Source organism: Pseudomonas sp. YH-1, from assembly GCF_051990045.1.
In the GTDB taxonomy this organism is placed as follows: Bacteria; Pseudomonadota; Gammaproteobacteria; order Pseudomonadales; family Pseudomonadaceae; genus Pseudomonas; species Pseudomonas nicosulfuronedens.
The window spans coordinates 5,521,751-5,543,096 of record NZ_CP178184.1 but is presented as its reverse complement, the minus strand read 5'-3'; the positions used below and the strand labels follow the sequence as shown (position 1 = coordinate 5,543,096).

The 21,346-nt window shown below is 65.0% G+C and carries 16 protein-coding genes and 3 tRNA genes; 17 read left to right on the top strand and 2 right to left on the bottom strand.

Translation table 11 applies throughout. From position 1 onward, the window contains the following. The first annotated feature begins 77 nt into the window (after window positions 1-77). The 15 genes from ACKI1H_RS25270 (at window position 78) to ACKI1H_RS25200 (ending at window position 14,911) form a co-directional block, all read left to right on the top strand. Entirely contained in the window at window positions 78-1,214 is a 1,137-nt protein-coding gene (locus tag ACKI1H_RS25270) for a type IV pilus assembly protein FimV (protein ID WP_440466701.1), read from the top strand. 95 nt (window positions 1,215-1,309) lie between these two features. Then, the gene (locus ACKI1H_RS25265) at window positions 1,310-2,320 is read left to right on the top strand and encodes an aspartate-semialdehyde dehydrogenase (protein WP_440466700.1); all 1,011 of its coding nucleotides are present in this window, start codon (window positions 1,310-1,312) and stop codon (window positions 2,318-2,320) included. Window positions 2,321-2,488: 168 nt separating this feature from the next. Next, window positions 2,489-5,368 carry a FimV/HubP family polar landmark protein gene (locus ACKI1H_RS25260; RefSeq protein WP_440466699.1) on the top strand — a complete coding sequence of 960 codons (2,880 nt, stop codon included), beginning with the start codon at window positions 2,489-2,491 and terminating at the stop codon, window positions 5,366-5,368. A 19-nt stretch (window positions 5,369-5,387) separates the two neighbouring features. After that, window positions 5,388-6,245 carry a tRNA pseudouridine(38-40) synthase TruA gene (gene truA / locus ACKI1H_RS25255; protein WP_138525864.1) on the top strand — a complete coding sequence of 286 codons (858 nt, stop codon included), beginning with the start codon at window positions 5,388-5,390 and terminating at the stop codon, window positions 6,243-6,245. Between the two features lie 57 nt (window positions 6,246-6,302). Then, window positions 6,303-6,926, top strand: a complete 624-nt coding sequence (locus ACKI1H_RS25250; protein ID WP_440466698.1) for a phosphoribosylanthranilate isomerase — start codon at window positions 6,303-6,305, stop codon at window positions 6,924-6,926. A gap of 257 nt (window positions 6,927-7,183) precedes the next feature. After that, window positions 7,184-8,059, top strand: coding sequence for an acetyl-CoA carboxylase, carboxyltransferase subunit beta (gene accD, locus ACKI1H_RS25245; protein ID WP_138525866.1), 876 nt, complete (start codon window positions 7,184-7,186; stop codon window positions 8,057-8,059). Beyond that, window positions 8,056-9,336, top strand: a complete 1,281-nt coding sequence (gene folC, locus ACKI1H_RS25240) for a bifunctional tetrahydrofolate synthase/dihydrofolate synthase (RefSeq protein WP_440466697.1) — start codon at window positions 8,056-8,058, stop codon at window positions 9,334-9,336. The genes accD and folC overlap by 4 nt, the downstream gene beginning before the upstream one ends. Before the next feature lie 35 nt (window positions 9,337-9,371). After that, window positions 9,372-10,034 (top strand): SPOR domain-containing protein, encoded by a 663-nt coding sequence (locus ACKI1H_RS25235; protein WP_440466696.1) that lies wholly within the window; start codon window positions 9,372-9,374, stop codon window positions 10,032-10,034. A gap of 104 nt (window positions 10,035-10,138) precedes the next feature. Then, window positions 10,139-10,681, top strand: coding sequence for a CvpA family protein (locus tag ACKI1H_RS25230; RefSeq protein WP_138525869.1), 543 nt, complete (start codon window positions 10,139-10,141; stop codon window positions 10,679-10,681). A 106-nt stretch (window positions 10,682-10,787) separates the two neighbouring features. Continuing rightward, window positions 10,788-12,293, top strand: coding sequence for an amidophosphoribosyltransferase (gene purF, locus ACKI1H_RS25225; protein ID WP_138525870.1), 1,506 nt, complete (start codon window positions 10,788-10,790; stop codon window positions 12,291-12,293). A 27-nt stretch (window positions 12,294-12,320) separates the two neighbouring features. Beyond that, entirely contained in the window at window positions 12,321-13,532 is a 1,212-nt protein-coding gene (locus ACKI1H_RS25220) for an O-succinylhomoserine sulfhydrylase (protein ID WP_138525871.1), read from the top strand. 5 nt (window positions 13,533-13,537) lie between these two features. Beyond that, on the top strand, window positions 13,538-14,296 hold the full coding sequence (locus ACKI1H_RS25215; RefSeq protein WP_440468910.1) for an SDR family oxidoreductase: 759 nt from the start codon (window positions 13,538-13,540) through the stop codon (window positions 14,294-14,296). Between the two features lie 272 nt (window positions 14,297-14,568). Beyond that, window positions 14,569-14,644 (top strand) — tRNA-Val (locus ACKI1H_RS25210). 16 nt (window positions 14,645-14,660) lie between these two features. Continuing rightward, window positions 14,661-14,737: transfer RNA gene (locus ACKI1H_RS25205), tRNA-Asp, on the top strand. 97 nt (window positions 14,738-14,834) lie between these two features. Further along, window positions 14,835-14,911, top strand: a tRNA-Asp gene (locus ACKI1H_RS25200). 251 nt (window positions 14,912-15,162) lie between these two features. On the opposite strand, the gene ACKI1H_RS25195 is transcribed toward ACKI1H_RS25200, so the two are convergent. Further along, window positions 15,163-16,200, bottom strand: coding sequence for an AraC family transcriptional regulator (locus ACKI1H_RS25195; RefSeq protein ID WP_440466695.1), 1,038 nt, complete (start codon window positions 16,198-16,200; stop codon window positions 15,163-15,165). Beyond that, window positions 16,197-17,315: a carbon-nitrogen hydrolase family protein gene (locus tag ACKI1H_RS25190; protein ID WP_440466694.1), complete on the bottom strand. Its 1,119-nt coding sequence runs from the start codon at window positions 17,313-17,315 to the stop codon at window positions 16,197-16,199. The genes ACKI1H_RS25195 and ACKI1H_RS25190 overlap by 4 nt, the downstream gene beginning before the upstream one ends. Window positions 17,316-17,525: 210 nt before the next feature. On the opposite strand from ACKI1H_RS25190, the gene ACKI1H_RS25185 reads away from it, so the two are divergent. Together ACKI1H_RS25185 and ACKI1H_RS25180 are read left to right on the top strand one after the other, a co-directional pair. Further along, window positions 17,526-19,559, top strand: a complete 2,034-nt coding sequence (locus ACKI1H_RS25185) for an oxidoreductase (RefSeq protein WP_440466693.1) — start codon at window positions 17,526-17,528, stop codon at window positions 19,557-19,559. Between the two features lie 288 nt (window positions 19,560-19,847). Beyond that, on the top strand, window positions 19,848-21,308 hold the full coding sequence (locus tag ACKI1H_RS25180; protein WP_440466692.1) for a chromosome partitioning protein ParA: 1,461 nt from the start codon (window positions 19,848-19,850) through the stop codon (window positions 21,306-21,308). Window positions 21,309-21,346 lie beyond the last annotated feature (38 nt).

The following is a 21,346-nucleotide window of genomic DNA, read 5'->3' as shown; positions in this document are numbered from 1 at the left end:
ACGGCAAGCAAGCAGCGGGGGAAGCAATGGCTCGGTTACACAGATTGTGGTTGGCAACGGCGGTGGCCGCGGCTTTCATGCCGGGCATGGCAGGCGCCCTGGAGCTGGGCGACATTTCCTCGCGGGCAGCGCTGGGGCAGACCCTTTCGGCCAACATCGACCTGCGCGGCGTGGCTGACCTGAGCTCCGAGGAGGTCGTGGTCAGCCTGGCCTCGGTGGAAGACTTCGAACGCCTGGGCGTGGACCGCAATGTGGTCGCCAGTGGGCTGAAATTCACCCCTGACGTCGGCAAGAACGGTCGTGGCGTCATTCGCGTCAGCTCGTCCAAGCCCATTCGCGAGCCCTACGTGAACTTTGTTCTCCAGGTTGTCTGGCCGCAGGGTCGCCTGGTGCGTGAATTCACCCTGCTGCTGGACCCGCCAACCTATGTGGCCAGCCCGGTGACGCCGCCGGCTATCGCGCCGGTGGCTGCGGTTCGCCCGCCGCAAGCGCAACCGCTGGCGCCGTCGATGGCCAATGCGCCGGCTGACAGCTATCGCATCCAGCGCAACGATGCGCTGTGGGACATCGCTTCGCGCAATCGCCCGTCCAGCAGCGTATCGGTCATGCAGACCATGGCGGCGATGCAGCGGATGAATCCCGATGCCTTCGTCGACGGCAACATCAATCGCCTGAAGGTCGGCCAGGTGCTGCGCCTGCCCAGCGAACAGCAGGTTCGCGAGCAAAGCCATGCTCAGGCAGTGGCCCATGTGGAAACTCAGAATTCGCAGTGGAAGGCCAAGCGCAATCCGCAACTGGCCCAGCAGGGCCGCCAGCTCGACGCCACCCACAAGGCAGAGGCGGGGAGCGCGCCGGCAAAGGCCGAAGAGCGCGACAACCTGCGGCTGATCTCCGGCCAGCCTGGCAAGGACAAGGGTAAGGTCGAGGCCGAGCAACTGGCGGTAGCCCAGGAAGGCCTGGACAGCGCACGCCGTGAAGGCGATGAACTGCGCAGCCGGATCTCTGACCTGGAAAGCCAGACCCAGAAACTCAACAAGCTGATCGAGCTGAAGGACTCGCAGATCGCCGGCCTGATCGCGCGTCTGGCCGAGCAGGATCGCGCCAGGACTCAGGGTGCTGCGCCGGCGGGCAATCCGCAGGCAGCGGCCGGGGAGGTCGCCCAGGTGGCCGCGCCATTGACCGCCCAGGCAACGGACGGTGTGCCGCGCCCCTGAGCTGCGGCGATAGGCGGCGGAGCCCTCGATTGCTTCGCCGCCGGTGGGAGCAGTAAAGTGCTGCGCTACTTTTCCCACCGATTGTGAGACCCCGGATGCCTGAAACACTCGACATCGCCGTTGTAGGCGCCACAGGACTCGTTGGCGAGGCTTTGGTCGAACTGCTGGACGAGCGCGACTTCCCTGTCGCCAACCTGTATCTGCTGGCCAGCGGCGAATCCGCCGGCAAGTCGGTGGCCTTCCGTGGGCGCAACATCCGGGTCGGCAAGCTCGATGATTTCGACTTTGCCAAGGTGCGCCTGGCCTTCCTCTCCGTGGGTGCCGAAGCTGCTGTCGACTGCGCCGCGCGAGCCGTCGCGGCTGGCTGCAGTGTGATCGATCTCAGTGGTGCATCGCTGAACAATGCCGCCGCGCTGCTGGCCCATGCCTGCGTGAATGGCGATGCCGTCGAAACCCTGCAACTTCCCGCGCTGATTGCTGCTCCGGCGGCGCCGGCGGCCGAAGTTGCTGAAGTGCTTGCCGCGCTGCGTGGCGTGCTGGAGCTTCGCCAGGTCACTGTGAGTGCCTGCCTGTCTGCTTCCGCGCTGGGGCGAGAGGGCGTGCAGGAGCTGGCGCGGCAGACCGCCGAGCTGCTCAATGCGCGTCCGCTGGAGCCGCGACTGGTGGATCGCCAATTCGCCTTCAACATGCTGGCGCAACTGGGCGGCGTCGATGAGCAGGGGTATTCCGTGGTCGAGCGCCGCGTCGCGGCAGAGCTCGCGGTGCTGTTCCCCGAGCTGAAGAGCGGTCTGAGCGTGACCTGCAGCCTGGCGCCGGTATTCTTTGGCGATACTCTGATGCTTTCCATCAAGGCGGCGGCGCCGGTTTCCCTGGCGACTGTCAGCGCCGCCCTGGACGCGGCCGAGGGCATCGGGCTGGTGGAAGACGATTACCCGACTGTCATTGGCGATGCACAGGGGCAGGATAGTGTTTACGTCGGTCGCCTTCGTACCGGTCTGACAGATTCGTGCGAACTGAATTTGTGGATTGCGTCAGATAATGTGAGAAAAGGCGCAGCCCTAAATGCTGTGAACTTGGGCGAATTGTTGATAAAACACTATCTGTAAAAGATACTTACCGAATATTTGAAGAAGTATTCTAGCTTGGCAATACTGGCCGGGAACGTCGCTGACAGGGGAAAGCACCATCCTGAAAACGGAAGGTGTAGTGGGCAGCGGCGCCCGTTAGACGTTGTTCTAATCCAGAAAAAAGCTATTAAAACAAGGGATTAATATATGGTCCGGCTTCGCAAACTGGTGCAGGCAATCGCAGCTGCTTCGGCACTGACCTCCGGCATGGCGCATGCGCTGGGGTTGGGGGATATCCACCTGCGTTCGGCGCTGAACCAGCCGCTGGATGCCGAAATCGAGCTGGTCGAAGTTCGTGACCTGTCCGCGGCCGAGGTCATCCCGAAGCTGGCTTCGCCGGAAGACTTCAACAAGGCCGGCGTTGACCGTCAGTACTTCCTGACCGGGCTGAAGTTCACTCCCATCGTCAAGCCGAACGGCAAGAGCGTCATCCGCGTGACCTCCGACCGGCCGGTACAGGAACCCTACCTGAACTTCCTCGTGGAAGTGCTCTGGCCCAATGGCCGTCTGCTGCGCGAGTACACCGTGCTGCTGGACCCGCCACTGTATTCGCCGCAGACCGCTGCTGCCGTGCCGCGTGCGCCGATGGCCGTTCCCGCTCCGGTGGTGCGCCCGTCCGCCACTGCCGCGCCGCGTGCGACTCCCGCTCCGAGCTCCGCTCCGGCTGCCCCGTCTCGCCGCCTGGAAGGCAATGAGTACCGCACCGGCAAGAACGACACCCTCTGGGAAATCGCCGCCCGTGCGCGCCCGGATGGCAGCGTTTCCGTCCAGCAGACCATGCTGGCGATCCAGGACCTCAACCCCGATGCCTTCCTCGGCGGCAACATCAACCGCCTGAAGAGCGGCCAGGTGCTGCGCCTGCCCGATGCCGAGCAGATCAAGGCGCGTACCCAGCCGGCTGCCGTGGCCGAAGTCAACCAGCAGTACACCGCCTGGCGTGAAGGTCGCAGCCTGCCCACCGGCGGCGCCCGTCAGCTGGATGCCACCCAGCGCGCCAACGCCGGTAACGCTCCGGCCCAGGCCGAGACCAAGGACAGCCTGCGTCTGCTTTCCGGCGAGAACGGCAAGGCCAAGGGGGGGGACAAGGGCAGCAAAGACGGCCAGGCCGTCGCTGACAAGCTGGCCGTCACCAAGGAAAGCCTCGACAGCACCCGTCGCGAGAACGACGAGCTGAGCAGCCGCATGACCGATCTGCAGAGCCAGATGGACAAGCTGCAGAAGCTCATCGCGCTGAAGGATGCACAGCTGGCCAAGCTGCAGAGCGAGCTGGGCAACGACAAGACTGCCGCCACCAATGGCGCCGCCGCCGTTCCGGCTCCCGTGCCGGGCGCAGAGTCGGCTGCCCAGCCGGCGGCTCCGGCGGTAGCAGATCAACCGGCCGCAGCGGCTCCGAGTGGCGATGCAGGCACCCCGCCGGCTCCTGCTGCCGAGGCGCAGCCGGCTCCGGCACCCGCTCCGGCTCCTGCCGCAGCGGTCCCCGCGCCCGAGGCGCAGAAGCCGCAACCGGCTCCGGCTCCCGTTGTTGCACCGGTCGAGCAGGCCGAGACCAGCATCGTCGACGAGATTCTCGCCAATCCGATCTGGCTGGGCGCCATCGCCGGCAGCGCCTTGCTGGCCCTGCTGGTGCTGCTGATGATCATTTCCCGCCGTCGCGCCGCCAAGGAGCAGGAAAGCCTCGCTGCCTATGCCGGTGATGACGAGCCGCACCTCGACGACGACCTGACCCTCGCCGGCAGCGAGCTGGACACCCTGGACGTGCCGCAGGCCGCCGAGGTTGTCGCTCCGGCGCAAGCGGCGCCCGAGCGTGTTGCCGCGCAGACCAGCGATGCGCTGGGCGAGGCGGATATCTACATCGCCTACGGCCGCTTCAACCAGGCTGCCGAACTGCTGCAGGGCGCCATCTACGACGAACCGCAGCGCACCGACCTGCGTCTGAAGCTGATGGAGGTCTATGCCGAGATTGGTGATCGCGAAGGTTTCGCCCGTCAGGAAAACGAACTGCGTGAGATCGGCGGCGCCGAACCCCAGGTCGAGCAGCTGAAGTCCCGTTACCCGGGCATGGTTACCCTGGCTGCCGTGGGTGGTGGACTAGCCGCTGCCGCGGCGGCTTCCGACGATGATCTCGATGGGTTCAGCCTGGACGACTTCACTATCGACAGCCCGTCTACTGATAGTCCGGCCGCCACTGTGGAATCCGCAGCTCAGCCCCACGGCGACCTTGACGACGCCTTCGATCTGGCGCTGGACGATCTGGAGCTGGGTGACGACAAACCCGCCGCTCCGGCCTCGCAGCAGGATGACGAACTGTCCTTCGGTAGCTTCGACCTGGACGACGACCTGAGCCTGGGCGGCTCGCCGGCTCCGGCGCCGAGCACCAAGGCCGAGGACGACTTCGCCTTCGATCTGGACCTGCCGGAAGAGCCGGCTGCCAAGGTCGAGGCTCCGTCGCTGGCCGGCGATCTGGGTGACTTCTCCCTGGACCTGGACAAGGACCTGGAGAAAGACTCCCACTCCGCCCTGACTTCGGCAGAAGACGACTTCCTGCTGGGTCTGGACGATGACACCGCTTCGCTGTCCGGTGTGAGCCCCGAGGAGTTCAGCCTGGATATCGAGAGCAAGGCGCCGCAAGCCGACGACCTGCCGGATGACTTCGATCTGTCCCTCGCGGATGACGAGCCGGCACCGGCCAAGGCCGATGACAGCTTCGCCGCCCAACTGGACGAAGTCAGTGCCGAGCTCGACCGTATTTCCGCACACAACGACGAGCCGCAGGCTCCCGTCGAGTCGCTGGCAGAGGAGAGCTTCTCCGCCAGTGAACTGGATCTGCCGGGCGAGGGTGCCGACGACGAAGACGATTTCGACTTCCTCTCCGGTGCCGACGAAGCGGCCACCAAGCTCGACCTGGCGCGTGCCTACATCGACATGGGCGACACCGAAGGCGCCCGCGACATCCTCGATGAAGTCATCACCGAGGGTAACGACAACCAGCAGCAGGAAGCTCGCGAACTGCTCGGGCGTATCGCCTGAGCCGGAAGGCTCCAGATAGATGATTGAAGCAGTACCCTCAGCGGCGGCCGAATCGGCCGCCGTTGGCGTTTCCAGGATTGCCCTGGGCGTCGAATTCAAAGGCTCGCGATATCGCGGTTGGCAGCGCCAGGAAAATGGCGTGCCGACCGTGCAGGGCGCGCTGGAAAAAGCCCTGTCCCGAGTGGCTGATCACCCGGTCTCGCTGATGTGCGCAGGCCGTACCGATGCGCTGGTGCACGCGAGCGGCCAGGTGGTGCATTTCGATACCACCGCCGAGCGCTCGCTCATCGCCTGGGTCATGGGCACCAATGCCAACCTGCCCAACGACATCAGCGTGACCTGGGCCAAGGTGATGCCCGCGCATTTCCATGCGCGCTTCACCGCCATGGCGCGGCGCTATCGCTATGTGATCTACAACGACCAGATCCGCCCGGCGCACATGGCCGAGGAGGTCACCTGGAACCACCGTCCGCTGGATGTCTCGCGCATGCGCGAGGCGGCTCGCGCGCTGGTCGGCACCCACGACTTCACCTCGTTCCGTGCGGTGCAGTGCCAGGCCAAGTCGGCAGTGAAGACAGTGCATCACCTGGAGGTGATCGAGCACGGGCGTTTCATCGTGCTGGACGTCCGCGCCAACGCCTTCCTGCATCACATGGTGCGCAACTTTGCCGGGATGTTGATGACCATCGGTGCCGGTGAGCGCCCGGTGGAATGGGCGGCCGAAGCGCTGGCCGCGCGCGATCGGCGTGCCAGCGGTATTACTGCGCATCCTTATGGGCTGTACCTGGTGAGCGTGGAATACCCGGAGGAATTCGTCTTGCCCCAGCGCTACCTGGGGCCACATTTCCTTTCAAGTTTGCCGGATATCGTCGGCTGACGATGCCAGGGGCATTTGCTACCATCGATCGATCACTTGCCTGAAGGTTGCTGCATCTTGTCCGCCGTTCGCATCAAAATCTGCGGTATTACCCGAGTCGAGGATGCCCTGGCCGCCGCCGAGGCGGGCGCCGACGCCATCGGCCTGGTGTTCTACGCCAAGAGCCCGCGCGCGGTGAGCATCCAGCAGGCGCGGGCGATAGTCGCTGCGCTACCGCCCTTCGTCAGTACCGTCGGCCTGTTCGTGGACGCCAGCCGCTGCGAGTTGGGGGAGATTCTCGATGCGGTGCCGCTGGATGTCCTGCAGTTCCATGGCGACGAGACGCCCGAGGCCTGCTCCGGCTGGCACAAGCGCTACCTCAAGGCCCTGCGGGTGAAGCCGGGTGACGACGTGGCAGCGCAGATTGCGAAATATCCACAGGCCAGCGGATTCCTCCTCGATACCTATGTGGAGGGTGTTCCTGGCGGAACCGGGCTGGCTTTCGACTGGACCCTGGTGCCGAAGGATGTGCAGCGTCCGCTGATCCTGGCAGGGGGGCTGACGGTCGCCAACGTGGCCGATGCCATTGCCCAGGTGCGCCCTTATGCCGTGGATGTGAGCGGTGGGGTGGAGGCGAGCAAGGGCATCAAGGATGCGCAGAAGATCCGCGATTTCATCGAGCAGTGTCATTCGGTGGCCTGAAGCGGAATCTTCATGTGACGACGAGCGGCCTGCCGCCGTCCACTACCCAATCGCTGCCCTTGGGGAGCGCTGGGAGTCGTCGCAGCAGGAACAGCTGCCTGCCGACGGTCCGTATCGAATGCTGTATCCGTGGCGACGCCCCTGGCGGCGCCTTTGTTTGCGAGGGGTTCCGGCCTTGAGGTTGGAACCGCGACGATGAATTTGCTCAGCGGCACGCGCAACCCATCGCGCCGTGTCACTGCACTGGAGACGAGAGCATGAGCAACTGGCTGGTAGACAAGCTGATCCCTTCCATCATGCGTTCCGAGGCGAAGAAGAGCTCGGTACCGGAAGGCCTGTGGCACAAGTGCCCGTCCTGCGAGGCGGTGCTGTACCGTCCGGAGCTGGAAAAGACCCTCGACGTCTGCCCCAAGTGCGATCACCACATGCGTATCGGCGCCCGTGCGCGCATCGATATCTTCCTCGATGAAGAAGGTCGCGAGGAGCTGGGTGCCGAGCTCGAGCCGGTGGATCGCCTGAAGTTCCGCGACAGCAAGAAGTACAAGGACCGCCTGACTGCTGCGCAGAAAGACACCGGCGAGAAGGACGCGCTGATCTCCATGAGCGGCAAGCTGATGGGCATGCCGGTCGTGGTCAGTGCCTTCGAGTTCTCCTTCATGGGCGGCTCCATGGGTTCCATCGTTGGTGAGCGCTTCGTGCGCGCCGCCAACTACGCCCTGGAAAACCGTTGCCCGATGATCTGCTTCTCCGCCTCGGGTGGCGCGCGCATGCAGGAAGCGCTGATTTCCCTGATGCAGATGGCCAAGACCTCCGCCGCGCTGGCCCGTCTGCGCGAAGAAGGCATCCCGTTCATCTCCGTGCTGACCGATCCGGTCTATGGCGGCGTATCCGCGAGCCTGGCGATGCTCGGCGATGTGATCGTCGGCGAGCCACGCGCCCTGATCGGCTTCGCCGGGCCGCGCGTGATCGAGCAGACCGTGCGCGAGAAGCTGCCGGAAGGCTTCCAGCGCAGCGAGTTCCTGCTGGAGCACGGCGCCATCGACATGATCGTCCACCGTGCCGAGCTGCGCCCGCGTCTGGCGAAGGTTCTGGCCAAGTTCACCCACACTCCCAGCGCCGCACTCGCAGGATGACCCAACGTACCCTTGCCGACTGGCTCAGCTATCTCGAACAACTCCACCCCACGGCAATCGACATGGGGCTGGATCGCTCCCGTGAAGTAGCTGGCCGGCTTGGCCTGGGGCGCCCCGCGCCCCGCGTGGTGACCGTCACGGGCACCAACGGCAAGGGTTCCACCTGTGCCTTCCTCGCCGCCCTGCTGGGTGAGCAGGAACAGCGTGTCGGCGTCTACAGCTCGCCGCACCTGCTGCGCTACAACGAGCGCGTGCTCATCGATGGCGTCGAAGCCAGCGATGAGGCGCTCTGCGAAGCCTTCGCCGCTGTTGAGGCGGCTCGTGGCGAAATTTCCCTGACCTACTTCGAAATGGGCACCCTCGCGGCCTTCTGGCTGTTCGGGCGAGCCAACCTCGATGCCGTGGTACTGGAAGTCGGCCTGGGCGGTCGTCTGGATGCGGTCAACCTGATCGACTCCGACGTTGCCGTGGTCACCAGTATCGGCATCGACCACGCCGACTGGCTAGGTGACACGCGCGAAAGCGTGGCTTTCGAGAAGGCCGGTATCTTCCGCGCCGGCAAGCCTGCCGTCTGCGGTGACCTGGAGCCGCCGGCGCCGATCCTGGAGCAGGCGCGCAAGCTCGGGTCACCACTGGTCCTGCGCGGCCGGGATTTCGACCTGGCGATGGGCGAGGGCGACTGGCACTGGCGTGGTCGCTCCTCCACTGGCGAGGCGCTGAGCCTGCACAACCTGCCGTTGCTCGACCTGCCAATGGAGAACGCCGCACTGGCCTTGCAGGTCTATGCCTTGCTGGGCCTGCCATGGCAGCGCGAGCAGCTGGTCGCCGCACTTCAGCGCACCCGTGTGACCGGGCGCCTGGATCGTCGCACTGTGCAATGGCATGGCGAAGAGCGCCACTTGCTGCTCGACGTCGGGCATAATCCGCACGCAGCGCAATACCTCGCCAGCCGCCTGCGCGCAGCGCCGCCCAAGGGTGTGCGCCACGCAGTGTTCGGTCTGCTGGCGGACAAGGACCTCGACGGCGTACTGGAACCCGTGCTCGGCTTGGTGCAGGATTGGGCCGTCGCGCCGCTGCCCACCGGTCGCAGTCGTCCGGCCGAAGAGCTGGAGGCTGCGCTGCAGGCTCGCGGGGCGCAGGTCAGTTGCCATGGCGATATCGCTGCGGCGCTGGTGGCGCAGTGCGATGCAGCGGGCACTGATGACGAGATTCTGGTGTTCGGTTCGTTCTACAGCGTGGCGGATGCCCTGGAGTGGCTCGCCAAGGCTGCTCAATAAGCTGCTCAATGAAGTACACCTAAGGGGAGTTGTGCATGGCGTTGCTCGATAAGGGGCTCAAGCAGCGGGTAGTCGGAGCGCTGGTGCTGTTGGCACTGGCCGTGATCTTCCTGCCGATGCTGTTCTCCCGCGAGGATGATGTACGCCAGGTGGTGGTCGAAGCGCCGGTGATGCCCAAGCCACCGGCCATGCCCACCGTCGAAGTGCAGCCTACCGAGGTTCCCGAGCCCCAGGCCGAGGATGCGGACAACGCCGTGCCGCCGGCCGAAGTGGCCCCGGCGCAGGCGCCTTCCGCCCCCATCGCCAGCCTGCCGACCCAGCAGGCCCAGCCGGCACAGCCCAAGGCTGCGGCCCCGCAACCGGTCGCTCCCAAGCCGGCTGCGCCTGCCCAGGTTCAGGCTAGCGCCGCTCCTGTCGCTCCGGCGCAACAGCCGGCCCAGCGCCTGGACAGCAACAACCTGCCGGTGAGCTGGTCGGTGCAGCTGGCCAGCCTGTCCAACCGTGCACGCGCCGACGAATTGCAGAAGTCCCTGCGCAGTCAGGGCTACAACGCCTATGTGCGCAGCTTCGACGGCATGAACCGGGTATTCGTCGGTCCGGTGGTCGAGCGCGCCGAGGCAGATCGCCTGCGCGACCAACTGGGCAAGCAGCAGAAGCTCAATGGCTTCGTGGTGCGTTTCCAGCCTGAGCGTGGCTGAGCCCGTTCGTTAGCTTCTCTCAATCAGCCCCATGTCAAACTGGGGCTCTTCTAAATCGAAGGCCTCTGCTAAAATGCGGGGCCTTTCCGTTTCTGGGCCGCAACGTGGCATTTACCTGGGTCGATTGGACGATGATCGGCATCATCGTCATTTCCAGCCTGATCAGCTTGAGCCGTGGTTTCGTCAAGGAAGCCCTGTCGCTGGTCACCTGGATCGTAGCCGGTGCGGTCGCCTGGATGTTCGGCGGCGCCCTGGCCGAGCATCTCGCACCCTACATTCAGCTGCCCTCGGGGCGTGTCATCGCCGCTTGCGCTCTTCTTTTCGTCGTCACGCTGCTGCTGGGCGCACTGGTCAACTTCCTCATCAGCGAGCTGGTGCGGGTGACCGGAATGTCCGGCACCGACCGTGTGCTCGGCATGGTATTCGGCGGCGCCCGTGGTGTGCTGCTGGTGGTTCTGCTGGTCGGTCTGCTGAGCCTTGCGCCGGTGCAGCAGGATCCGTGGTGGCAGCAGTCGGTGCTGATGCCGCATTTCCTGATGGTCGCCGACTGGTCGAAGAACTTCATCCTGACTTTTGCCGGGCAGTGGATGTCCGGCGTTACCATCACTCCGCCATCCGGAGTGGGGTCTTTGCTGCCGGCCCAGTGACGGGCGGGCGGAGGCGACGGGTAGCCGTCGCCGCTATGGCAGGTCCGGTGGATACTGCCGAATACGGAATTGTTTTAGCCTGAACACCAACTAGGGGTTGCGTCGCATGTGTGGCATCGTCGGTATCGTGGGCAAGTCGAACGTCAATCAGGCGCTGTATGACGCCCTCACCGTTCTCCAGCATCGTGGCCAGGACGCTGCGGGGATCGTCACCTGTCAGGACGACCGTCTGTACCTGCGCAAGGACAACGGCCTGGTCCGTGACGTCTTCCAGCAGCGTCACATGCAGCGCCTGGTCGGCAAGATCGGCATCGGTCATGTGCGCTACCCGACTGCGGGCAGCTCCAGCTCCGCCGAGGCGCAGCCGTTCTACGTCAACTCGCCGTACGGCATCACCCTGGCGCACAACGGCAACCTGACCAACGTCGAGCAGTTGGCCAAGGAAATCTACGAATCCGACCTGCGTCACGTGAACACCAACTCCGACTCGGAAGTGCTGCTCAACGTGTTCGCCCATGAACTGGCGGTGCGCAACAAGCTGCAGCCCACCGAGGAAGACGTGTTCGCCGCCGTTGCTGGCGTGCATGCCCGTTGTGTGGGTGGCTACGCCGTGGTGGCAATGATCACCGGCTACGGCATCGTTGGCTTCCGCGACCCGCACGCGATCCGCCCGATCGTCTTCGGTCAGCGTCACACCGAGAACGGCGTGGAGTACATGATCGCTTCGGAAAGCGTGGCCCTGGACGTCCTCGGCTTCACCCTGATCCGTGACCTGGCCCCGGGCGAAGCGGTGTACATCACCGAAGACGGCAAGCTCTACACCCGTCAGTGCGCGGCCAACCCGCAGTACGCGCCGTGCATCTTCGAGCACGTCTACCTGGCTCGTCCGGACTCCATCATCGATGGCATCTCGGTCTACAAGGCGCGCCTGCGCATGGGCGAGAAGCTGGCCGACAAGATCCTCCGCGAGCGTCCGGACCACGACATCGACGTGGTCATCCCGATCCCGGACACCAGCCGCACCGCTGCGCTGGAACTGGCCAACCGCCTGGGCGTGAAGTTCCGCGAAGGCTTCGTGAAGAACCGCTACATCGGCCGTACCTTCATCATGCCCGGCCAGGCCGCGCGCAAGAAGTCGGTTCGCCAGAAGCTCAACGCCATCGAGCTGGAATTCCGCGGCAAAAACGTGATGCTGGTGGACGACTCCATCGTTCGCGGCACCACCTGCAAGCAGATTATCCAGATGGCCCGCGAGGCTGGCGCGAAGAACGTCTACTTCTGCTCCGCCGCCCCGGCGGTGCGCTACCCCAACGTCTACGGCATCGACATGCCGAGCGCCCACGAGCTGATCGCACACAACCGCAGCACCGAGGAAGTCGGCGAGCTGATCGGAGCCGACTGGCTGGTGTATCAGGACCTGCAGGACCTGATCGAATCCACCGAGGGCGGCAAGATCAAGATCGAACACTTCGACTGCGCCGTGTTCAACGGTGAATACGTCACCGGCGACGTCGACGAAGCCTATCTGAACAAGATCGAGCAGGCGCGCAACGACGCGACCAAGACCAAGGGTGCCGCGGTCAGCGCCATCATCGATCTGTATAACGACTGAGTTAGAAACGAATAGGGAGAGCAGGGCATGGCTCAGGATTGGGAAGCCGGCCGGCTGGACAGCGACCTGGAGGGCGTCGGTTTCGACACCCTCGCAGTGCGCGCCGGGCAACGCCGCACCCCGGAAGGCGAACATGGCGAAGGCCTGTTCACCACTTCCAGTTATGTGTTCCGCAGCGCCGCCGATGCTGCCGCGCGCTTCGCCGGTGAAGTGCCGGGCAATGTCTACTCGCGTTACACCAACCCTACGGTGCGCACCTTCGAGGAGCGCATCGCTGCGCTGGAAGGCGCCGAGCAGGCGGTGGCCACGTCCACCGGCATGTCGGCCATCCTTTCCCTGGTGATGAGCCTGTGCAGCGCTGGTGACCACGTGCTGGTCTCGCGCAGTGTGTTCGGCTCGACCATCAGCCTGTTCGAGAAGTACTTCAAACGCTTCGGCATCGAGGTGGACTACCCGCCACTGAGCGACCTGAAAGCCTGGGAAGCAGCCTGCAAGCCGAACACCAAGCTGTTCTTCGTCGAGTCGCCGTCCAACCCGCTGGCCGAGCTGGTCGACATTGCCGCACTGGCTGAAATCGCTCACGCCAAGGGCGCGTTGCTGGCGGTGGATAACTGCTTCTGCACCCCGGCGCTGCAGCAGCCGCTGAAGCTGGGCGCGGATGTGGTGATCCACTCCGCGACCAAGTACATCGACGGCCAAGGCCGCACCATGGGTGGTGTAGTCGCCGGTCGCCGTGCGCAGATGGAGCCAGTTGTCGGCTTCCTGCGTACCGCTGGCCCGACCCTCAGCCCGTTCAACGCCTGGATCTTCATCAAGGGGCTGGAAACCTTGCGCGTGCGCATGCAGGCCCACAGCGCCTCGGCCCAGTTGGTCGCGCAGTGGCTGGAGCAGCAGCCGGGGGTAGAGCGTGTGTACTACGCAGGTCTCACCAGTCATCCGCAGCACGAACTGGCCAAGCGTCAGCAGAAGGGCTTCGGCGCGGTGGTGAGCTTCGAGGTGAAGGGCGGCAAGGAGGCGGCCTGGCGCTGCATCGATGCCACCCGGATGATCTCCATCACCACCAACCTGGGTGACACCAAGACCACCATTGCCCATCCGGCCACTACCTCCCACGGTCGCTTGTCGCCGGCCGAGCGCGAGAACGCCGGCATTCGTGACAACCTGATCCGCGTCGCCGTGGGCCTGGAAGATGTCGATGACATCAAGGCCGACCTGGCGCGAGGCCTGGCGGCGCTGTGAGCGTGATGGACGCCCTGGGCAACGGCCAGGTGGTGCTGGTCACCGGTGCGGCACACGGCATCGGCCTGGGCGTCGCTGCCTGGCTGGTCGCCGAGGGCTGGCAGGTAGTGCTGGCGGACATCGATCGCGAGCGCGGCCCGAAAGTCGCGGCGGCGCTGGGCGAGCGCGCCAGCTTCATCGCGCTGGACGTGGCCAGCGAAGGGCAGGTCGTTGCGGCTGTGGCCGAGCTGATCGGCCAGTTCGGCCGCCTGGATGCGCTGGTGAGCAATGCCGCCATCGCCCGGCCGCACAATACGGCGCTGGAAAGCCTCGGCCTGAACGAGTGGAACCGTACCCTGGCGGTGAACCTCACCGGCCCGATGCTGCTGGCCAAGCACTGCGCGCCGTACCTGCGCGCTCACAGCGGTGCCATCGTCAACATCGCCTCCACTCGCGCGCACCAGTCCGAGCCGAATTCCGAAGCCTACGCGGCGAGCAAGGGCGGGCTGCTGTCGCTGACCCATGCCCTGGCCAGCAGTCTGGGGCCGGAAATCCGTGTCAACGCGATTTCCCCCGGCTGGATCGACGCTCGCGATCTGCGCGAGCGCGAAGCCGAGCCGCTGACCGAGCTGGACCATGACCAGCACCTGGTCGGCCGTGTCGGTACGGTCGAGGACATTGCCTCGGCGGTGGCCTGGCTGATCGGCGACAGTGCCGGCTTCGTCACCGGCCAGGAGCTGGTGATCGACGGCGGCATGACGCGCAAGATGATCTACCTCGACTGACCGTCGAACGTGGAAGAGGAGGGCGGCCCGAGGGTCGCCCTTTTTCTTTTGTGCCTCTCCGACTCCGGGCGTAGGCTGTTCGCGAGCAAGCTCGCTCCTACAAGAGCGCTCGCTAGGTTGACTCTGTAAGAGCGAGCTTGCTCGCGAATCTGGAGCCGCACCGAGGTCATTAACCGCACGCCGAACTTTTTTCGCGGAAAATGAAAAAAAGTTCAATCAGGGCATTGACTTAGGTTCTGCCGGCTGTAGAATGCGCCCCACTTCGAGACGAAGGGTGATTAGCTCAGCTGGGAGAGCATCTGCCTTACAAGCAGAGGGTCGGCGGTTCGATCCCGTCATCACCCACCACTCTCGCAAGTTACGCGCAGCGGTAGTTCAGTCGGTTAGAATACCGGCCTGTCACGCCGGGGGTCGCGGGTTCGAGTCCCGTCCGCTGCGCCATTTTCCCCCTCCTTGGTTCCTACCCCGAACCAGCTTGTCGAGTGATTCACTCCAGGCGCAAGGAGGTTGCTGTACCGGACGAAAGTCCAACCGACACGCAGCGGTAGTTCAGTCGGTTAGAATACCGGCCTGTCACGCCGGGGGTCGCGGGTTCGAGTCCCGTCCGCTGCGCCATATTCGAAAGCCCTCAGGTAGCAATACCTGAGGGTTTTTTCGTTTCCGTCCGAAAATGCTACCGTCGCACTGTAAGACGCTGTCACAGGTCGTTCACCTTTGGCGTCTAGCTTTTCCCCCATGGTCTTTGCTAAAACCGGATCGAACGGTCAGGAGAAAAGCCAATGGACGACTATCAGGAAGAACTGCTCGAACTGCACGCCGTGGAACAGGATCTGCCGGAACCGGCCGACGACGCCACGGAAATGTGATCAGGCGCTGTGGCGCTGGGCGCGACGGAACTCCCCAGGCGTTTGCCCGCTCCAGCGCTTGAAGGCGCGCTGGAAGGCCTCGGCGGAGGCGAAGCCGAGCAGGTAGGCGATCTCGCCGAATGCCAGGTCGGTGTCGCGGATGTAGATCATCGCCAGGTCGCGGCGGGTGTCGTTGAGGATGCTGCGGAACTGTGTGCCTTCCTCGGCCAGCTTGCGGCGTAGCGTCCAGGTCGGCAGCTTGAGCCGCGCGGCCACTTCCTCCAGGTCCGGCTCGCGACCATTGAGCATCGGGCCCAGCAGCTGGGCAACGCGCTCGCGCAGGCTGCGTGTTCGAGTCTGTTGTTCAAGTTCCTTTTCGCAGATATCCAGCAATTGCCGCCAGGTGCTCGGGCAGTGGTCCGGGTTGGCGCGCGCCAGCGCTGCCTGGTCCAGACGCAGCTGGTTGTGCTCGGCGCCGAACTCCACCGCGCAGCCAAGCATCTCTTCGAAGCGCGACGCCCAGGCAGGCGCCGGATACTCGATCTCGACCTTTTCCGGGCGCAGCGGCTGCGCGCCGATGCTGCCGAGCATGCTCACCCAGCCGGCCAGCACCGAATCCACCACGAAACGGTTGTAGGCGTTGTACGGGCTGATGGAGTAGAAGCGCAGCCAGGCGCCGCTGGCGTCCTCGATGAAGCTGCTCTGGCCGCGGTAGTTCTGCGCGTAGAGCGGCTCGAAACGGATCAGCGCGCGGGCGGCGGCGCGCAGGTTCGGTGCCTGGGCGGCGGTGACACCCGCCAGACCGCTCTGGCCTGGTCGGCTCAACTGGCCCATGCGCAGGCCAAGGGTCGGGTCGCCGCTCTGCTGGATGGCCGCGTGGCCCAGACGCATGTAGCGGGGGATCGACAGGCGTGCGCCGGGCTCGCCCAGGCGTGCCGCGTCCAGTCCGTATTGTTGAAGCAGGGCTTGTGGAGCGACGCCGCTCTCCGCCAGCGCATCGGCGAGGCTGTGGACAAAACCCACCGAAAGGTCGCCGAGCCGCATGGTCGGGCGGTTCATAGCCAGAGGTTGATCAGGCGTGCGCCGGGGCCGTCGGGCGCCAGGGTATGGCCGTTGCCATTGATCACCAGGCTGCGACCGTCGCTGCCCAGGTCCCAGAGATGGCCGCGGAAGAACACAGTGATCCCGGCGTGAGCGCCGCTTTCGCCGAGACGGCCGGCCAGGGCCAGGCGTTCCCAGGCTTCACCTTCGGAAAGCGCACCGGGCTTGAGGGTCACGTCGCTCGGTGTCGCACCGCCGTTGTACCCCTTCCACGGCTTGCTCCAGCTGCCGTTGCCAGTAAGAAAGGCGGGCACCGCGATGATGTCGGGTTTGTTCGCCGCCAGCGCGGCGTAGCTTGTCGGATACCAGCTGTCGGCGCAGACCAGTACACCCAGGCGCCCGGCTGGGGTCTGCAGGACCTGCAGGTCGTCCGCATCGCCGCTGCCGGTGAAGCCTTTCTCGTCGTCGATGGGGAACAGCTTGCGCTGCGGTTTGCCCAGGGGCAGGCCGTCGCTGCCGAAGACCTGGCTGACGTTGTAGAGGCGACCGTTGCCGGTGCGAATCTGTCCTTCGACGATGCGCGGGTTGGGCAGCACAATGGAGCCGGCGACTATGGTCACGCCGAATTCCTTTGCCAGCGAGCCGAACAGCGTCTGGTAGTCGTGGGCCATGTCCACGGCCTTCATGCGGAACAGGGCGTCGGCCATGCGGTCCTCGCCCTTGGCACCGAGCCAGCCGCGCGCCAGTTTCAGCGGGTTGCTGGCGGCCATCCATTCCATGGCCTCGGCGATGTGCTCGGTCTGGTAGACCTCGGGCTTCTCACCGGCGGCCACCAGCCAGGTGCCGATGTGCTCGGGGAAGACCACCACGGTGCGAGGGTTGATCAGCCCTTCGTCTCGGGCCTTGGCCAGGTAGGCGCGGAACTTCAGGTGCAGGCGCTCGACGCTCTGGTAGTCCTGGGTGAACAGCTCCGGCTGCACGCCCAGCAGGTTGCCGCGCTCGGACGGCTGGCCCTGGTTGAGCGAGACCTCACTGCGCAGGTCGGACAGGTAGTGGCCTACCGGGCGACGCTCCGCCCAGCCGGCATAGCCGGCGAAGAGGATCACCAGGACGAGGAAGATCAGCTTGCGCATAAACGACGGGTACTCATGGGATGCCTCACAGGGTAGGGCTTGGGCCGGGCGTTGCCAAGGCGGGGTGTCATCTTTGGTCAGTAACTTGTCATTTTCGATCATTGAGCGGTGGAGGTGCGCTCCTTAGAGTCAGCCCCATACCGACCGCGCCCCATGCCGAGCCGTTCCGCAGGCTGAGGGCGCGGCATCATCGTGAATGCCGGAGGAATCATGACCGCCACTTATCCGCACCTGCTCGCGCCGCTGGACCTGGGTTTCACCACCCTGCGCAACCGTACCCTGATGGGCTCCATGCACACCGGCCTGGAAGAGAAACCCCAGGGCTTCGAACGCATGGCGGCCTATTTCGCCGAGCGTGCCCGTGGCGGCGTCGGCCTGATGGTCACCGGTGGCATCGGCCCGAACGAGGAGGGCGGCGTGTATTCCGGCGCAGCCAAGCTGAGCACCGCCGAAGAAGCCGAGAAGCACAAGATCGTCACCCAGGCGGTGCACGAGGCGGGCGGCAAGATCTGCATGCAGATCCTCCACGCCGGCCGTTACGCCTACAGCCCCAAGTCCGTAGCGCCCAGCGCCATCCAGGCGCCGATCAACCCGTTCAAGCCGCGCGAGCTGGATGAAGAGGGCATCGAGAAGCAGATCGCCGACTTCGTCAACTGTTCCAGCCTGGCCCAGGTGGCCGGCTACGACGGCGTCGAGATCATGGGTTCGGAAGGCTACTTCATCAACCAGTTCCTCGCCGCCCACACCAACCACCGCACCGACCGCTGGGGCGGCAGCTACGAGAACCGCATGCGCCTGCCGGTGGAAATCGTCCGCCGCGTGCGTGAGGCCGTAGGCCCGAACTTCATCATCATCTATCGCCTGTCGATGCTCGACCTGGTCGAAGGCGGCAGCACCTGGGACGAGATCGTCCTGCTGGCGAAGGCCATCGAGCAGGCCGGCGCCACCATCATCAACACCGGCATTGGCTGGCACGAAGCGCGCATCCCGACCATCGCCACCAAGGTGCCGCGCGCGGCCTTCACCAAGGTCACCGCCAAGCTGCGTGGCGAGATCGGCATCCCGCTGGTCACCACCAACCGCATCAACACCCCGGAAATCGCCGAGCAGGTACTGGCCGAAGGCGATGCCGACATGGTCTCCATGGCCCGTCCGTTCCTCGCCGACCCGGACTTCGTCAACAAGGCTGCCGAAGGCCGCGCCGACGAGATCAACACCTGCATCGGCTGCAACCAGGCCTGCCTGGACCACACCTTCGGCGGCAAGCTGACCAGCTGCCTGGTGAACCCGCGCGCCTGTCACGAGACCGAGCTGAACTACATCCCAACCACCCATGTGAAGAAGATCGCCGTGGTCGGTGCCGGGCCTGCGGGCCTGTCCGCTGCTACCGTGGCGGCCGAGCGCGGCCACGAGGTGACCCTGTTCGATTCGGCCAGCGAGATCGGTGGCCAGTTCAACGTCGCCAAGCGCGTGCCGGGCAAGGAAGAGTTCTACGAGACGCTGCGCTACTTCAAGCGCAAGGTGGAAACCACCGGCGTCGACCTGCGCCTGAATACCCGCGTCAGCGTCGATGACCTGGTCAAGGGCGGCTTCGACGAAGTCATCCTGGCCACCGGTATCGTGCCGCGCACCCCGGCTATTCCGGGCATCGAGAATGCCAAGGTGATCAGCTACCTGGATGCCATCCTCGAGCGCAAGCCGGTCGGCAAGACTGCCGCAGTGATCGGGGCTGGCGGCATCGGCTTCGACGTCTCCGAATACATCACCCATGCCGGCGAGTCCACCAGCCTGGATCGCCATGCCTTCTGGCAGGAGTGGGGTATCGACGAGAACCTGGAAGCCCGGGGCGGCATCGCTGGTATCCAGGCGCATCCGCATGCCGCGGCGCGCCAGGTGTTCCTGCTGCAGCGCAAGAAGTCCAAGGTCGGCGACGGCCTGGGCAAGACCACCGGCTGGATCCACCGCACCGGCCTGAAGAACAAGCAGGTACAGATGCTCAACAGCGTCGAATACCTCAAGGTCGACAACGACGGCCTGCACATCAGCATCGCCGGCGGCGAGCCGCAGGTACTGCCAGTGGACACGGTGGTCGTCTGCGCCGGCCAGGACCCGCTGCGTGAGCTGCACGATGGCCTGGTTGCCGCCGGCCAGAGCGTGCACCTGATCGGTGGCGCCGACGTGGCTGCCGAGCTCGACGCCAAGCGCGCCATCAACCAGGGCTCGCGCCTCGCTGCTGAGCTCTGAGTTGGCGGTAACCTGGGTCGATTGAGATTCAGGTCACAAAGCCGGGCCCGGAAAAGTTCCCTTCCGGGCCCGGAAACCCTTTCGAAAATCCAACCGCGTCACAGAATTATCCAGCCGGTTAACCGCTTGGCCTGACCGCCGGGACGGGTGCCAACCGAGTCACATTGCCTGCGACATTAATTCCCCTAGACTTGCTCGGATGCCGGGATTTTCCCGCTGTCTGGGTGCTGCTTTTCTGACAGACCCTTTTCTCCAGACTTCCTCCCGCACCAGCCCAGAGGTCAATCGATGAGCATGCAGAAGAAGCCTCAAATGGTGGAAGCCGTGGTCTTCTTCAACGACCGTGGCGTCTGCAGGGAAATGCTCTACCCCGAATTCGAGGCGCTGCTCGACAACGTCGTGCAGATGCCGGAATACGCCGATCAGCAGATGCAGCTCGCCTATGTGCTGATCAACCCACGCCTGCTGGTCAAGGCGGTGGTGTTCTTCTATCTGGACTTCGACGAGAAGGGCGAAGCCGACAGAGGCTGGAACCTGCCACTGCGCAACCTGGCCGACCGCGCTGGCCGTGGTCCCGACATGGGCGCCGGGCCTATCCGCCTGGCCTGCCGCAGCCAGTGCCCGGTGTCCTGGCACCAGATGCATCTCTGGGACCCGACCCTGGAGGCGAGCCAGAACCATCTGGTGCAACTGCGCGAATCCATCAAGCGCAACAACCTCGGGGTGCTGGTGGAAGAAGAACCGGCCGCCGTGGAGCTCGCGCGCCTGCAGATGGCAGACGAACACCAGTGGTACGCGCCCGCCGAGGAGTCCCGCGAGGAGGCCGAAAAGCTGGCCCGCGCGATGCTCGAGGAGCACCAACAGAAGACCGCCGAGCTGCTCGGTCAGCATGAAACCCGCCTGTCGCAGATCAGCCAGCAGCATGAGCAGGAGCTTGGCCGCCTGAAGCTCGGCGCGCAGGAGCAGGTCAAGGTGCTGCAGGCCGAACTGGCCGCGCTGCGCGAAGGCCTCAAGCGCGAGGAAGAGATCAATGCCGGCCTGCGCCGTGAACTGGACGGCCAGGCCAATGGCTTCCAGCGCGGACGCGAGGAGCTGACCGCACAGTTGCGCCACATCGAACAGAGTGGTCGCGATGAACTGGAGCAGCTGCGCCAGCAGATCGAGGACGAATCCCGCACACGCCTGGCCAGCCTGGAAGCTCGCTACAAGGAGCAGATTTCCGTCCGTGACGTCGAACTGGGCTACCGCAACGAGCTCGACCAGCAGCTGCAGCAGGAGAACCAGCAGCTGCGCAAGGAGGCCGAGCAACTGCGCGAGGAAACCGCACAGCTACGCCAGCTCGCCACACAACTGCAGCAGGGCGCCGAAGGCCTGCGCCTGGAACTCGATACCCTGTCGGCCAAGGCGGCCGATGGCTCGGTACTGGAGCGCCTGGCGGGCATGGGTGTGATCTTCGTGGTGTACCATCCCGGCGCCGGTCATCTGACCCTGTCGCTGCAGGATGTCGCCCGTTACCAGGAAAACCCCATGGCTTACGCCGCGGCCAAGTGCTTCGTCGCCGAAGACCAGTACCGCAGCTGGCTGGCCCATTATCAGCAACCCGCCTGCGAAGGACGACTGTCCAACGGCGAGCGTTGCGCCATGCCCATCGACCGCGTGGAAACTCCCGGCCGCTTTGTCGAAGGCGACAGCAACTGCTGCTCCCGACACAAGACCGCCGGCAGACTGCGCAGCGTCACCAGCGGCTGACCGGGGCGCCTTGCTGTTCCCTGGCTGGCGCCCCCAGG

Coding starts and splice junctions, on each gene's coding strand:
- ACKI1H_RS25180 (WP_440466692.1), top strand. CDS start 19,848: ATGAGCATGCAGAAGAAGCCTCAAATGGTGGAAGCCGTGGTCTTCTTC.
- ACKI1H_RS25190 (WP_440466694.1), bottom strand. CDS start 17,315: ATGCGCAAGCTGATCTTCCTCGTCCTGGTGATCCTCTTCGCCGGCTAT.
- ACKI1H_RS25195 (WP_440466695.1), bottom strand. CDS start 16,200: ATGAACCGCCCGACCATGCGGCTCGGCGACCTTTCGGTGGGTTTTGTC.
- accD (WP_138525866.1), top strand. CDS start 7,184: ATGAGCAACTGGCTGGTAGACAAGCTGATCCCTTCCATCATGCGTTCC.
- truA (WP_138525864.1), top strand. CDS start 5,388: ATGATTGAAGCAGTACCCTCAGCGGCGGCCGAATCGGCCGCCGTTGGC.
- ACKI1H_RS25265 (WP_440466700.1), top strand. CDS start 1,310: ATGCCTGAAACACTCGACATCGCCGTTGTAGGCGCCACAGGACTCGTT.
- ACKI1H_RS25215 (WP_440468910.1), top strand. CDS start 13,538: ATGGACGCCCTGGGCAACGGCCAGGTGGTGCTGGTCACCGGTGCGGCA.
- ACKI1H_RS25260 (WP_440466699.1), top strand. CDS start 2,489: ATGGTCCGGCTTCGCAAACTGGTGCAGGCAATCGCAGCTGCTTCGGCA.
- ACKI1H_RS25220 (WP_138525871.1), top strand. CDS start 12,321: ATGGCTCAGGATTGGGAAGCCGGCCGGCTGGACAGCGACCTGGAGGGC.
- purF (WP_138525870.1), top strand. CDS start 10,788: ATGTGTGGCATCGTCGGTATCGTGGGCAAGTCGAACGTCAATCAGGCG.
- ACKI1H_RS25185 (WP_440466693.1), top strand. CDS start 17,526: ATGACCGCCACTTATCCGCACCTGCTCGCGCCGCTGGACCTGGGTTTC.
- ACKI1H_RS25270 (WP_440466701.1), top strand. CDS start 78: ATGCCGGGCATGGCAGGCGCCCTGGAGCTGGGCGACATTTCCTCGCGG.
- ACKI1H_RS25235 (WP_440466696.1), top strand. CDS start 9,372: ATGGCGTTGCTCGATAAGGGGCTCAAGCAGCGGGTAGTCGGAGCGCTG.
- folC (WP_440466697.1), top strand. CDS start 8,056: ATGACCCAACGTACCCTTGCCGACTGGCTCAGCTATCTCGAACAACTC.